This window comes from Ensifer sp. B1-9 (assembly GCF_050474445.1).
Taxonomy (GTDB): domain Bacteria; phylum Pseudomonadota; class Alphaproteobacteria; order Rhizobiales; family Rhizobiaceae; genus Ensifer.
The window spans coordinates 153445-165064 of the sequence record NZ_JBCHVG010000005.1 but is presented as its reverse complement, the minus strand read 5'-3'; the positions used below and the strand labels follow the sequence as shown (position 1 = coordinate 165064).

The following is an 11620-nucleotide window of genomic DNA, read 5'->3' as shown; positions in this document are numbered from 1 at the left end:
TCGGCAGAAGAAATTTCAGACGCGGTGAAACGAGCGCCGAATTCCCAGAAAATCGATTCCGAGCGCGCCCGCAGGCGCCACGGCCGAACACGGCAGGTCACATCATGGCGGCATCCCGCAAGAAACTTCCCCCCATCATCATCAATGCCGAGGACCACAAGCGGCTGACGGCATTGGCCTCATCGGCGCTCGAGCGCGTGCCCGACGTGGCCGAATCGCTTCTCTCCGAGCTCGACCGCGCTCGCATCGGCGCGCCGGGCGCACTGCCGGCCGACAGCGTGCAGATGGGTTCCATCGTTGCCTTTGAAGCCGACAACGGCTTTGCCAAGCAGGTGACGCTCGTCTATCCCGGCGAGGCCGATATCGAGGCCGGGCGCATCTCGGTGCTGACGCCTATTGGAGCGGCCTTGATCGGCCTTTCCGTCGGCCAGTCGATCGACTGGCAGGACCGGTCCGGCAAGGTGCATCGCATGACCATCCGCAGCGTGACGCCCCAAGCAATTCCAGGAAAAGTGTGAAACGGTTTTCCGTCCGGAATTGCGTATTCTATGAGGGCGAACCGGCATTCCATGCCGCCAAAGGAAAAACGGGGAGGCCGGTTTTCGCCGCCTCCCCGTTTCCCTGTTCATCGTTCGATCGATCAGAACTGCTTGCCGAGCTTGGCGTCGACGGACTGGCCATTGGCGCCGCGGATGGCGAAGAAGAACAGGATCGCCGTCCAGAGGATCGACTTCTCGGCACCGAACAGGCCCTCGCCCTGCACGATGCCGTGGAAATAGACGGTGACGAGCAGAACGATCATGCCGGCGAAAGCCGCCGGGCGGGTCAGTAGCCCGATCGCAACCAGGATGCCGCCGAAGAATTCGGTGGCAGCGAGAAGCGGCGACCAGAAGACACCGGGATAGAAGCCCAGGCCTTCGACCATGCCGATCGCGCCGAAGGGATCCGTGATCTTGCCGAAGCCGTGGACAGCCAGCAGGGCACCGGCGAGTACGCGCAGCAGCGTCTCGGCAAAACCATCGAGCGGCAGATAGATCTTTTCCAGCACCGGCAGGATGGCGCGCGGGCGGGAACTGGAAACGGTGACGTCGGTCATGAAGGGCCTCTCCGGCGGTTGGGGTGCGACAATTTGTGCAATGCCGCATCTCTCGCCACGAGCGCGGATCAAAGCAAGCTACCCGCCGATAAAAACATGACTAAATTGGTTGACAATTATGTGAGCACGGCGTGAGCAACTACAGCGCCGCGCGTCTTATCGGACGCGCAAAGGTCGCCGTAGCACTTTGAATTGCTGCATGTTTTGCTAGGATTAAAGGAAACATGCAGCAAGCGCGACGACGCAGTTGTTTCCGCCAGACGCCGCCGGTATGGTCGCCGGCCCGAGACATGTCCGAGACCAAGCCATGGACCAGAAGCCGCGCATTACCATCCTCTATTGCACCCAGTGCAACTGGCTCCTGCGCGCCGGCTGGATGGCGCAGGAATTGCTGCAGACATTCGGACAATCGCTTGGCGAAGTGGCGCTCATTCCCGGTACCGGCGGAAATTTCGAAATCCGGGTCGATGACGCGCTCGTCTGGGAGCGCAAGCGCGACGGCGGCTTTCCCGGCCCCAAGGAACTGAAGCAGCGTATCCGCGATATCATCGAGCCGGAGCGCGATCTCGGCCATACGGACAGGAGCTGATCCTGGATTTCGGAATTCTCGCCGGCGTCTTTTCCGCTGCATTCCTGTCGGCCACGCTGCTCTTCGGCATGTCCGAGGCTGCGATCGTTGCCGCGGCCTTGCACGGAGAGGCGGGTCGATCCGCCCTCTTCGTCGCGGCGACGCTCGGCAACGTGCTCGGCGCCGTCGTCAATTTTGTCCTGGGGCGCTTTCTCATCCGCTTCGAAGGGCGGCGCTGGTTTCCGGTTTCGGTGGCCAGCCGGCAAAAGGCGGAAGCACTCTTTGCCCGCTACGGTCAGCCTGTGCTGCTGCTCTCCTGGCTTCCTGTCATCGGCGACCCGTTGACGCTGGCTGCCGGCCTGCTGCGTATGCCGCTGCCGCTGTTCCTGCTGTTCGTCTCGATCGGCAAGGCGGCGCGCTATGCCGTCATCCTCTACCTGACGCCCTGACGCCAGGCCGCCACAACGCTGCGGTCGCCGGCTTAGCTGTGCGCGAAGATATCCGTCTCGTCCCAGCCCAGCAGGTCGAGCTTGGAGCGCGTCGGCAGGAAGGCAAAGCAGGCGTCGGCAAGCTCCAGACGGCCGTCGCGGATGAGGCGCGCCGTCAGCTTGTCGCGCAGCGCATGCAGGTGCAGGACATCGGAAGCCGCATATTCGAGCTGCGCCGGCGACAGGATATCCGCCGCCCAATCGGACGACTGCTGCTGCTTGGAGATGTCGACGTCGAGCATCTCCTTGAGATTGTCCTTGAGGCCGTGGCGATCGGTGTAGGTCCGGGTCAGCCGCGAGGCGATCTTGGTGCAGAAGACCGGCGTCGTCGTCACCCCGAAGGTGTGGAACAGCACGGCGATATCGAAGCGGCCGAAATGGAAGATCTTCTGGCGGGCCGGATCGGCAAGCATGGAGACGAGGTTCGGCGCTTGCCTCTGGCCGGCGGCGATGCGGATCACGTCGGCGGTGCCGTCACCGGGCGAAAGCTGCACGACACAGAGACGGTCACGGCGGGGGATGAGGCCGAGCGTTTCAGTGTCGATGGCGATCGCGCCCGTATAGCGCGCAGCGTCAGCCGCGGAAATGTCGCCTTCATGGACCCGTATTGCATTCGCCATCGAAAATCCCCAGATCAAACGAAGTGGTGTCGCCTATAGCGCAAGTTTGGCGCCGGCGATACCGTTACCGTGTGCTACCAACCGGTCGCCCGTCCGAAAGTCCTGACAATGACGTCTCTTCGCTCCGCTCTCACCCTTTCGGCCCTTGCGCTGACTTTGGGGTTCTCCGCCATCCCGGCACCGGCACAGACCTACCGCGATCTGCCCGGCGTGCGCCAGATGGACCCGCTGAACGGCGGCGGCGATCATATTGTATGCGAACAGACTTTCGTCGACCGCAATTATCCGTTCGAATCGACGGCTCGCGGCCGCCCCGTCTACGACACGATCTACAATTGCCGCCGCGGTGATGGACCGGTCTTCCAGGGCAGCGATCTGCCGCCGTCGCTCTATCGGCAGAAACGCGGCCTCGGCTACTGAGGCAATCCATCGTCGGCCCCGACGGCCGCTCGTATGCTCCACGCCCCGACGACCGCGCCGCTTGGCAGGGCGCGGATTTGTTCCTAGCCTGACGGCACAAAGCGGGGCTACCTCCGGCTACGGCGCCGCGCACCCTACCGGACGCGCAAAGATCGCTGTAGCACTTTGAATTGCTGCATGTTTTCATCCCTTAATCAGTTACGATCAAAGGAAACATGCAGTGGGAGGAACCATGTCCGATACGAAGCCGCTCGCCATCAGCGCACCCGCTCCGCGCACGCTCGACCTGATCTTCACGCCGGAGGCGTTGGAGGACCTGCATCGGCGCTACCGGATTGTCGAAGCCGATCCGGACGACATCGCCGGGCTCGGCGACGCTGTCTTGTCTGAAGCGCGTTACATCATCGGCCAGCCGCCGCTCGATCACGCCACGCTGCAGCGCATGGGCCAACTCCGGGCGATCCTCAATGTCGAAAGCAACCTGATCAACAACATGCCCTACGAGGTGTTGTTCGAACGCGGCATCCATGTGGTGACCACCGGCCAGGTATTTGCCGAGCCGGTCGCCGAACTCGGCCTCGCCATGGCGCTCAACATCGCTCGCGGCATCGTCGACGCCGACCTTGCCTTCCGCGAGGGCCGCGAGCTCTGGGGCGGCGACGGCAACCGCTCGGCGCGGCTTCTCTCCGGCGCCGATATCGGCATCATCGGTTTCGGCGACCTCGGCAAGGCGCTGAACCGCGTGCTCTCCGGCTTCCGCGCCAGGATCCGCGTCTTCGACCCCTGGATGCCGGCCTCGATCCTCCGAGACAACGGCGTCGAGCCGGCGTCGCTCGATCGGGTGCTTGGCGACAGCGACTTCGTCTTCGTCGTCGCTGCGGTCACCAGCGAGAACGAAGGCTTCCTCGGCGAGAAGGCCTTTGCCCGTATGCGGCCGGGTGCCGCCTTCATCCTGCTCAGCCGCGCCGGCGTCGTCGACTTCGACGCGCTGATGGCCGCCGTCGCACGCGGCCATATCGTAGCGGCCAGCGACGTCTTTCCGGAAGAGCCCCTGCCGCTCGATCATCCGGTTCGCCGCCTGCCGGGCTTCCTGCGTTCGGCCCATCGCGCCGGCGCGCTCGACAGCGCCTTCAAGAAGATGGGCGACATGGTGCTCGAGGACATGGAGCTGATGGACCGCAACCTGCCGCCGATGCGCTGCAAGCGGGCCGAGCGGGAAACCGTCGCCCGTATGCGCTCGAAGCCAGTGTCGGTGAACTGAACCACCGATTTTTCGCGACACCTGTCGGCGGGGGCGTGCATCCCGCCGATTAACGTGTTTTATGGGATTGGCATTTAACTTCCCTTGCACACACGACCGCCATTGCAACGTTAAGGTGGTCGCCGGTTGATCGGTACGGAAGCAGAGATTCGCAATGGCAGACACGGCGCCCGGTGCTCGGCAAAGCGGAAAGCGCGATGGCTGGAACAGCTCGCTGCGGTCGCTGTTCAGCCTGGTCATGGTCGCGATGCTGATCGTCGTCTCCGCCACGCTCGTCGGGCTCGATTATCATCGCTCGCGCAATGCCGCCATTGCCGATGCCGAGGCCAACATGCGCGGCTTCATGGACCGCCTCGTCGACCGGCTGGGCGTTCTCTCGGGTGACACGACCGCCCTCGTCAATCTCGTTTCCTCGGTCGCCAACTCCTTCCTGGTACCACCGCCCGAACGCATGAACGACAAGGTCGCGGTCCTGCGCGAAGGCATCACCCGCTCGCCGCACATCGACGGGGTCTATGTCGGCTACCCCAACGGCGCCTTCTTCCACGTGGTCGACCTCAAGCAGATCGCCTGGCGCATGGCGCTCGACGCGCCGCGGGGTGCCGCCATTGCCGTGCGCTCGATGGAAAAGGATTCAAGCGGCAAACCTCTTCAGCGCGTGCTTTTCCTCGATAAGGACGGCATGCAATTTTCGGAACGGCGTCTGCCGCCCTCCAGCTTCGATCCGCGGACCCGTCCGTGGTACCGCGCCGCGGTCAATGGAACGGCAGCGGTTTCAACGGGCCCCTACGAAAGCGCTACGACCGAAACGCCCGGGATGACGATCTCGCAGGCACATCGCGGCAACCCGAAGATCGTCATCGGCGCCGACGTCGTGCTCGACACGATCACCGATTTCCTCGCCCGCGAACGGCTGACCGCCGGCTCGGTCTCGTTCATCCTCGATTCCGTCGGGCGTCCGATCATCCATTCGGACCGCGTGATGATGCGACGCATCATGGCGGCGAAAGACAAGGACGCGCCGATCGTACAGGCCGAGAGCGACCCCTTGATCCAGAGCATTCGCCTCAATCCGCCGGCGCCCGGCAAGGCCGATTTCGTCGAGGTCGGAGACCGAACCTATCTCGTCATGGTGACGCCGCTCGAATCCGCACTGCTTCTCTCCGGCAACCGCGCCGTGGTGGCGGCACCGCTCGACGAGTTGATGGCCGAGGCCAACCAGACGCTCGTGCAAGGGCTCGCGATTTCCGGCTCGGTCGTCGCGCTCGCGGTGCTCGCCTCGCTGGTGCTTGCGCATTTGATCACCAAGGGGCTCAACCAGTTGACCGCCAGCGCCAACCGGCTGCAGGATCTCGACTTCACGACGCCCATCGACGTCTCGTCCCATGTCAGCGAAATCTCCACGCTCGGCGGCGCCATGAACCGGGCGCGCGATGCGATCTTCACCTTCGCGCTTTACGTGCCCAAGGAACTGGTGCGCAAGGGCATCGAATCGGGCCAGTTCAGCGGCCGTTCCGCCTGGCGGCAGGAGGTGACGGCACTCTTCACCGACATCTACGATTTCACCACGCTCAGCGAAAAATATCCGCCGGAAGAGGTCGTGGCGATGCTGTCGGAGTATTTCGACATCTTCAGCGAGACGGTGGGAGAGCACGAGGGAACGATCATCCAGTTCCTCGGCGATTCGGTGTTCGCCATGTGGAACGCGCCGGCCGCCGATGAAAAGCACGCCGAACATGCCTGTCGGTGCGCGCTGGCCGTCGAGGATCGACTCAGCGCCTTCAACGAAACCCAGCGCAAGAAGGGGCTGCCGGAGTTTCGCACCCGTTTCGGCATCCACACCGGCACCGCCGTCGTCGGCAATGTCGGCGCCAGGGAGCGGCTACAATATACGGCGATGGGCGACACGGTGAACGTCGCCTCCCGCCTCGAGGGCATGAACAAGAACTACGACACGACGATCATGGCGAGTGGCGCCGTCGTCGCCCAGGCCGGCGCCGCGATCCGCTTCCGGCCGCTGGGCTCGGCGCAGGCGAAAGGGCGCGCCTCAGCGCTGGAGATCTACGAGGTGCTCGGCGCCGAACCGGAAGAAAAGGCACCCATGGGCACTCCGCCGATCAGCCCGGAAGAGGCTGAGGGCGGTTCTCGCGAAGGCACGTGACGTGCCTCATGGCCCGACGCTACGGCGCTGACGGGTCACCCAGCGGATACCGGCGATGACAGCAAAGGCGAGCAGCGGCCAGACGGCCCAGAACACGCCGCGCCACGTCAGCAGGTTGATGGCAAGGACCACCAGCCCCGCAAGGGCCAGCACGCCGATGCCGCGATCGACCCTCGGATTTGCCCTGAGCCAGGCGAGACCCGATAGAATGCCGAACCCGAGCAGTGGCCAAACGGACCAGAGCACACCATTCCAGGTGAGAAGGTTCAGCGCGACCAGCCCTGCGGCGATGATAGCGAGCACGGGAAGAGATCCTCGCTTGGCTGCCGCAACCGCCCCCTCGACATCCTTTGCCTCGGCCCTGGATCGGCCGGTATCTCCGCTCGCCTGGCCAGCGGAGCGTCCGAAGGCCTGGGCGCCTGGCGCCGGGCGGGCATCGGCCGTGCCGATGCGCACCGCGTAGCTCGGCACGCCGCCATCGATGTTCTTCACTTCGAGCGGTCCCAGAAAATCGAAGCCGACGGCGACCTTGTTGCGCACCTGGTCGTAGACCGTGCTGGAAATGACGATGCCGCCGGCGGGTGCTGAGGCCTGCAGGCGCGCCGCGACATTGACGCCGTCTCCATAGAGGTCATCTCCCTCGGCAATCACGTCGCCAAGATTGATGCCAATGCGAAAGAGCATCTGTTCCTCGGCAGGGCATTGGGCGTTGCGCCCCGCCAGGTCGTTCTGCACATCGATCGCCGTCCGCACGGCTTCCACGACACTCGGGAACTCGGCAATCAGACCGTCGCCCCAGGTGTTGACGACGCGCCCCTCATGCGCCTCGATCAGCCGCCCCATGGCGTCGCGATAGCGCTTCAACGTGGCGAGCGTGCCCTCCTCGTCGGCACGCATCAGCCGGGTGTAGTCCTGGACATCCGCGGATAGGATTGTCGTCAGCTTGCGACGCGTCTCAGACATCGCCTTGTCCTCGCTCGAGTTCCGCCGCCACGGCGGACAATTGCATGGTACCGCATTTGCGCGACCCGCACGCCTTCGTTGCGGATAGAATATCAATGTTGACGGTCAAGGCTTCAAGGCACGTTGCGCGAAAATGGCGACAGCGTACAACCAGAATGAGGGAAAGAGAGTGCCGCCCGGCGGGAAACCAGCTCGAATTCCGGCCAAACGCCAGAAACGAAAAAACCCCGGTTGATCGGGGTTTTTCAAAACCAAATCAAGGATTTGGCTTAGGGAATTTGGTGCCCAGAAGAGGACTCGAACCTCCACGCCTCGCGGCACAGGTACCTGAAACCTGCGCGTCTACCAATTCCGCCATCTGGGCGACGAGCGGGGGTGTAAAAGGCCAGAGCTGAAGTGTCAACAGGCTTTTTGAAGTTTTCGTGTCGGATTGAAAAAAACTCAGTTCGACGCGGTTCCTGCCCAACGGCGGATTGTGGATAGACCTCTTGAGAGCAGCGCTTCGGCAGCCTCCGACGTCTCGGCCTCGACGTAGCACCGCATCTCCGGCGCATTGCCCGAAGGCCGGAAATGGATGATCCGGCCATCGTCGAGCGTCACCCTGAGTCCATCGATGTCGCTGACGTGAGAGACGCCACCGATCGGCGACAGGAACTCCGCAAGATTTGCCGCGTCTCCGCGCAGATGGGCCATCAGCCGGGCGCTTGTTTCGACCGGAAAGTTCTCAAGCCGATCGCTGAGCGCCACAGGCAACCGGTAGGAAGCGGCGAGTGCGGAAAGCGAAAGCTTGGCCTCGGCCGCGGCGGCAAGTGCGGCAACGATCGGCAGGACGCTGTCGCGCGTGGGCAGGGCCTCGAGTGTTGTGCCGTTGACGACGAAGGGGCTCGCGGTCAGCGTCCCCCCATTGGCCTCGAAGCCGGCGACCTTCTGCGCACCCTCTTTCAGCGCCTGCTGCATGCCGGCGATGACGAAGGGCGAGCCGACGCGGGTGCGCAGAACCGAAAGCCCTTCCCTGCCCTCCAGGCCGGAGTTCGAGGTGACCGGAGTGACTGTAAGTCTGGCACCGAGGAAACCGCAGGCCATCAGGCCCAGCATGTCGCCGCGCATGGGCAGCCCGTTCTCGTCGGCGACCAGCGGCCGGTCGCCGTCGCCATCCGCCGACACGATGGCATCCAGGCGATGTTCGCGAGCCCAATCCTGGAGCCGCTCGATCGTCTCCGCCGAAACTGCCTCTGTATCAACCGGAACGAAATGTTCCGAGCGCCCAAGGGCCACGACATCGGCACCAAAGTGAGCCAGCAGTTCGGCGATCAGGTCGCGAGCGACGGTGCTATGCTGGTAGACACCGACCTTGAGTCCGGACAGCGCGCCGGCCGGCAGCAATTGCCGGTTCCTTTCCATGAAAAGCGCGGCAGCCCGGGCCGCGTGATCCTCGCCAGTGCCGGCATCGGCAACCGGGGCGATCTGATTCGCGATACCGTCGGCGATGCGGCTGATCGCAACCTCGTCCTCCTTGTCGATCTCGCCGTCCGGGCGATAGAACTTGATGCCGTTGCGATCGGCCGGAATATGCGAGCCGGTGATCATCAACCCCGCCGCCTTGTTGGCGAGACCGTAAAGCGCCAGCGCAGGGGTCGGCACCGCGCCGCAATCGAAGACACGCAGCCCCGCGCGCGACAGAGCAGCGGCGCAAACGGCCGCGATCTCAGGGCTCGAATCGCGAAAATCGCGGGCGATCAGGATGGGATCGCCGGGCTTGCTGTGCCCTGCCGCCATCAGGTGCCGGGCAAAGGCGGTCGCATAGCGGGCGGAGGGCTCTCCCTTCAGTTCCTCCGAGAGGCCGCGCAAACCACTGGTGCCAAACTTCAATTGCATCGCGTACCTCGTTGAAATGGGATTGAATCACAAAAGAACCACAGCCACACGGCCGAAGGATCGGCGCATCGTGCTGCGGGGGGATGAACGGACAGAAATCCAGCGGCTCCAGTAACGACCCGCCACGTCCGTCGCCATGAATAAACCAAGAAAAACAAACGTAATAGGGGGCAGGGACACAAGCGGAAGGCCTCGCCTTCTGAAAGTGAGGACAAAATGACGGGATTTCGCAATTTCGTTATCGGCTGCAGCTTGGCCGCCACCTCCCTGATCACCCCCATCGGGCCTGTTGAGGCAATGCCTATCCAGGCGCCCGATCTCCAGATCAAGGCACAGGGCGACGTCCAGAATGTGCAATACTACCACCGGCGCCACTGGGGCGGCGGTTGGGGCCATGGATGGGGGTCTGGCTGGGGCCCCTACTACCGTCACGGTTGGGGCGGACCGTACTATGGCTCGGGGCTGAGCTTCTACTTCGGCTCCGGCGGCTACTACGGTGGTGGTTATTATGGCGGCTATTACCCCCGCTATGGCTACTACCCACGTTACGGCTACTACCCGCGCTATGGCTACTACCGCGACTACTACCCGCGTCGCTACTACGGCGGTAACTACTACCATCGCGACCGATATGTGCACGGCGGCTCACATGTGAGCTGGTGCATGTCGCGCTACCGCTCCTACGATCCGGCAACCAACCGGTTCCTGAGCTACGGTGGGGCCTACAGGGTCTGCTACTCGCCTTACCGATAGGCGAAACGCAACGCGACGTGAGGGCGATTGCGGCTCACGCGTATCTCCGTGCGCAATCGCGGAGAGAGCTGGCTTCGTGTGGCAGGCCCGTCCCGATTTGTGGGAGACCACGGTTAAGCCGCCATTAACCGCAACGACCTAACTTTCGGAAAGCTCCACGATGCTGTCCGGGATTGAAACATGCTGCTTCCGACCCAGCAATCGACCGCCACCGCAACGACCAGCCTGGTCGGCTCGATCCTCAAGGACATCGAAAAGCGGCAGGCGGAAGAAGAAGAAAAGGCCAGAGGTGCCAAGGACGACAAGGTCCTGAAGGCGCAGGTCCAGTCCGATGGCGCCCGCAAGGCGGCCAATGACAAGATCAACGCCCATTTCTTCGATCGCACCCGGAACGATCCCAACAGCAATCGCGCGGCTCTCATTCGTCAGGTGGGAGAGTTCTTCGACCTTGACCGCGAGACGTTCAAATCCGACGCCGCCTTCGCCAGAGCGCTCGAAAACGAGATCAAGGCCCTGGATCCCGGCGATATCGCCAAGGTCGAGAAGCAGCTTGGGCTCGATAAGCTCGGCGTCTCCCTCACCGACCTGACTGAAGCGCTCAAAAATCCGGGCGGCCGGGAGAACGAGACGTTGAAGGCGGCGCTTGGAGAGACGAGCGGCAATGGGTCCCAAAGCCAGGCACAGGCTGCCAAGGCGGTGGATCGGCTGAAGAGCGCAGCGGAACCCGGGTCACTCGAGGAAGCCCAGGTCGACAGCCTGCGCAACGATCCCACCCGCAGCACCGACAAGCAGTCGCTGGTCGAACAGGACGAGCAGCTACGCGCACTCCGCCTCAAGGATGAACTGAAAAATGTCGCCGAGCGCCGCGAAACCGAGCTGCAGCCTTTGGTCCGCTTCGACGAGAACGGCCTCTACAGCCTGACGGCGCAGAGTTTCTGATCATTTCCTGCGCACGATCCCCAGCCGCGCCATGACCTCCTTGGGGATGCCGTAGCGGCGAACGGCATCGCGGCTGTCGCGCAGCCCGCAGATCTCGCGTTGGATGAAGAAGGCCCAGACGGCATCGGCTGCTTCATCGAGAAGCCGCTCGCGCAAATCCGGGACCACCTCCCCCTTTAATTCCGACAGTGCGGCAAGGGCCTTTTCCACCTTCAGCCCATGCCGGCCGAGCGCATCGGCGCGCTCGGACATGAGCTCATATTCGAGCACGTTGAAGGCGCCGGTGGTCGAGAAGGTCGGGCTCAGGGCTTTTGGGGGACGAACGGTCATCCGGAACTCCTCAGAAGTCCTGAAGATGGCGCTGTTGATGTCCACAGGCAAGGGCGGTCGACCGCCGCAGCCAGCGAAACATGGTTAAGATTTCATAAACCTCTTTCACCTAACCTCGAACATCATGCCGATTCCCCTGTCCGCGA

The 11620-nt window shown here is 63.3% G+C and carries 13 protein-coding genes and 1 tRNA gene; 8 read left to right on the top strand and 6 right to left on the bottom strand.

What is annotated here, in order from left to right; genetic code table 11:
- Positions 1–104 precede the first annotated feature (104 nt).
- The gene (gene rnk / locus ACQ5BM_RS10730; RefSeq protein ID WP_429810763.1) at positions 105–518 is read left to right on the top strand and encodes a nucleoside diphosphate kinase regulator; all 414 of its coding nucleotides are present in this window, start codon (positions 105–107) and stop codon (positions 516–518) included.
- Between the two features lie 122 nt (positions 519–640).
- On the opposite strand, the gene ACQ5BM_RS10725 is transcribed toward rnk, so the two are convergent.
- The gene (locus ACQ5BM_RS10725) at positions 641–1096 is read right to left on the bottom strand and encodes a DoxX family protein (RefSeq protein ID WP_429810762.1); all 456 of its coding nucleotides are present in this window, start codon (positions 1094–1096) and stop codon (positions 641–643) included.
- 307 nt (positions 1097–1403) lie between these two features.
- Here ACQ5BM_RS10725 and ACQ5BM_RS10720 point away from each other — a divergent pair, with 307 nt between their 5' ends.
- Entirely contained in the window at positions 1404–1685 is a 282-nt protein-coding gene (locus tag ACQ5BM_RS10720; RefSeq protein ID WP_173515196.1) for a SelT/SelW/SelH family protein, read from the top strand.
- A gap of 83 nt (positions 1686–1768) precedes the next feature.
- A complete protein-coding gene (locus tag ACQ5BM_RS10715) occupies positions 1769–2113 on the top strand; it encodes a YqaA family protein (RefSeq protein WP_429811151.1) in 345 nt (114 codons plus the stop codon).
- Between the two features lie 32 nt (positions 2114–2145).
- Here the strand turns inward: ACQ5BM_RS10715 and ACQ5BM_RS10710 are convergent, their stop codons facing one another.
- Positions 2146–2772 (bottom strand): ribonuclease D, encoded by a 627-nt coding sequence (locus ACQ5BM_RS10710; protein ID WP_429810761.1) that lies wholly within the window; start codon positions 2770–2772, stop codon positions 2146–2148.
- Between the two features lie 108 nt (positions 2773–2880).
- Between ACQ5BM_RS10710 and ACQ5BM_RS10705 the strand changes: the two genes are divergently transcribed.
- The 3 genes from ACQ5BM_RS10705 to ACQ5BM_RS10695 all read left to right on the top strand — a co-directional run bounded on the left by ACQ5BM_RS10705 (position 2881) and on the right by ACQ5BM_RS10695 (position 6614).
- Positions 2881–3192, top strand: a complete 312-nt coding sequence (locus tag ACQ5BM_RS10705; protein ID WP_429810760.1) for a hypothetical protein — start codon at positions 2881–2883, stop codon at positions 3190–3192.
- Between the two features lie 232 nt (positions 3193–3424).
- Positions 3425–4453 carry a hydroxyacid dehydrogenase gene (locus ACQ5BM_RS10700; RefSeq protein WP_429810759.1) on the top strand — a complete coding sequence of 343 codons (1029 nt, stop codon included), beginning with the start codon at positions 3425–3427 and terminating at the stop codon, positions 4451–4453.
- A 154-nt stretch (positions 4454–4607) separates the two neighbouring features.
- Positions 4608–6614, top strand: coding sequence for an adenylate/guanylate cyclase domain-containing protein (locus ACQ5BM_RS10695; protein ID WP_429810758.1), 2007 nt, complete (start codon positions 4608–4610; stop codon positions 6612–6614).
- 6 nt (positions 6615–6620) lie between these two features.
- Here ACQ5BM_RS10695 and ACQ5BM_RS10690 read toward each other — a convergent pair whose 3' ends face one another.
- The 3 genes from ACQ5BM_RS10690 to ACQ5BM_RS10680 all read right to left on the bottom strand — a co-directional run bounded on the left by ACQ5BM_RS10690 (position 6621) and on the right by ACQ5BM_RS10680 (position 9452).
- Positions 6621–7577 carry an adenylate/guanylate cyclase domain-containing protein gene (locus ACQ5BM_RS10690; RefSeq protein WP_429810757.1) on the bottom strand — a complete coding sequence of 319 codons (957 nt, stop codon included), beginning with the start codon at positions 7575–7577 and terminating at the stop codon, positions 6621–6623.
- A 279-nt stretch (positions 7578–7856) separates the two neighbouring features.
- Positions 7857–7941 (bottom strand) — tRNA-Leu (locus ACQ5BM_RS10685).
- Positions 7942–8018: 77 nt separating this feature from the next.
- A complete protein-coding gene (locus ACQ5BM_RS10680) occupies positions 8019–9452 on the bottom strand; it encodes a phosphomannomutase (RefSeq protein ID WP_429810756.1) in 1434 nt (477 codons plus the stop codon).
- Positions 9453–9749: 297 nt separating this feature from the next.
- Between ACQ5BM_RS10680 and ACQ5BM_RS10675 the strand changes: the two genes are divergently transcribed.
- Together ACQ5BM_RS10675 and ACQ5BM_RS10670 are read left to right on the top strand one after the other, a co-directional pair.
- A complete protein-coding gene (locus ACQ5BM_RS10675; protein WP_429810755.1) occupies positions 9750–10205 on the top strand; it encodes a BA14K family protein in 456 nt (151 codons plus the stop codon).
- A 180-nt stretch (positions 10206–10385) separates the two neighbouring features.
- Positions 10386–11144, top strand: a complete 759-nt coding sequence (locus ACQ5BM_RS10670) for a hypothetical protein (RefSeq protein ID WP_429810754.1) — start codon at positions 10386–10388, stop codon at positions 11142–11144.
- Here ACQ5BM_RS10670 and ACQ5BM_RS10665 read toward each other — a convergent pair whose 3' ends face one another.
- Entirely contained in the window at positions 11145–11474 is a 330-nt protein-coding gene (locus ACQ5BM_RS10665; RefSeq protein WP_429810753.1) for a DUF6665 family protein, read from the bottom strand.
- Positions 11475–11620 lie beyond the last annotated feature (146 nt).

What these genes read in the sequence shown, in the direction of transcription:
- rnk (WP_429810763.1), top strand. Translation starts at nt 105, where the DNA reads ATGGCGGCATCCCGCAAGAAACTTCCCCCCATCATCATCAATGCCGAG.
- ACQ5BM_RS10725 (WP_429810762.1), bottom strand. Translation starts at nt 1,096, where the DNA reads ATGACCGACGTCACCGTTTCCAGTTCCCGCCCGCGCGCCATCCTGCCG.
- ACQ5BM_RS10720 (WP_173515196.1), top strand. Translation starts at nt 1,404, where the DNA reads ATGGACCAGAAGCCGCGCATTACCATCCTCTATTGCACCCAGTGCAAC.
- ACQ5BM_RS10710 (WP_429810761.1), bottom strand. Translation starts at nt 2,772, where the DNA reads ATGGCGAATGCAATACGGGTCCATGAAGGCGACATTTCCGCGGCTGAC.
- ACQ5BM_RS10705 (WP_429810760.1), top strand. Translation starts at nt 2,881, where the DNA reads ATGACGTCTCTTCGCTCCGCTCTCACCCTTTCGGCCCTTGCGCTGACT.
- ACQ5BM_RS10700 (WP_429810759.1), top strand. Translation starts at nt 3,425, where the DNA reads ATGTCCGATACGAAGCCGCTCGCCATCAGCGCACCCGCTCCGCGCACG.
- ACQ5BM_RS10695 (WP_429810758.1), top strand. Translation starts at nt 4,608, where the DNA reads ATGGCAGACACGGCGCCCGGTGCTCGGCAAAGCGGAAAGCGCGATGGC.
- ACQ5BM_RS10690 (WP_429810757.1), bottom strand. Translation starts at nt 7,577, where the DNA reads ATGTCTGAGACGCGTCGCAAGCTGACGACAATCCTATCCGCGGATGTC.
- ACQ5BM_RS10680 (WP_429810756.1), bottom strand. Translation starts at nt 9,452, where the DNA reads ATGCAATTGAAGTTTGGCACCAGTGGTTTGCGCGGCCTCTCGGAGGAA.
- ACQ5BM_RS10675 (WP_429810755.1), top strand. Translation starts at nt 9,750, where the DNA reads ATGCCTATCCAGGCGCCCGATCTCCAGATCAAGGCACAGGGCGACGTC.
- ACQ5BM_RS10670 (WP_429810754.1), top strand. Translation starts at nt 10,386, where the DNA reads ATGCTGCTTCCGACCCAGCAATCGACCGCCACCGCAACGACCAGCCTG.
- ACQ5BM_RS10665 (WP_429810753.1), bottom strand. Translation starts at nt 11,474, where the DNA reads ATGACCGTTCGTCCCCCAAAAGCCCTGAGCCCGACCTTCTCGACCACC.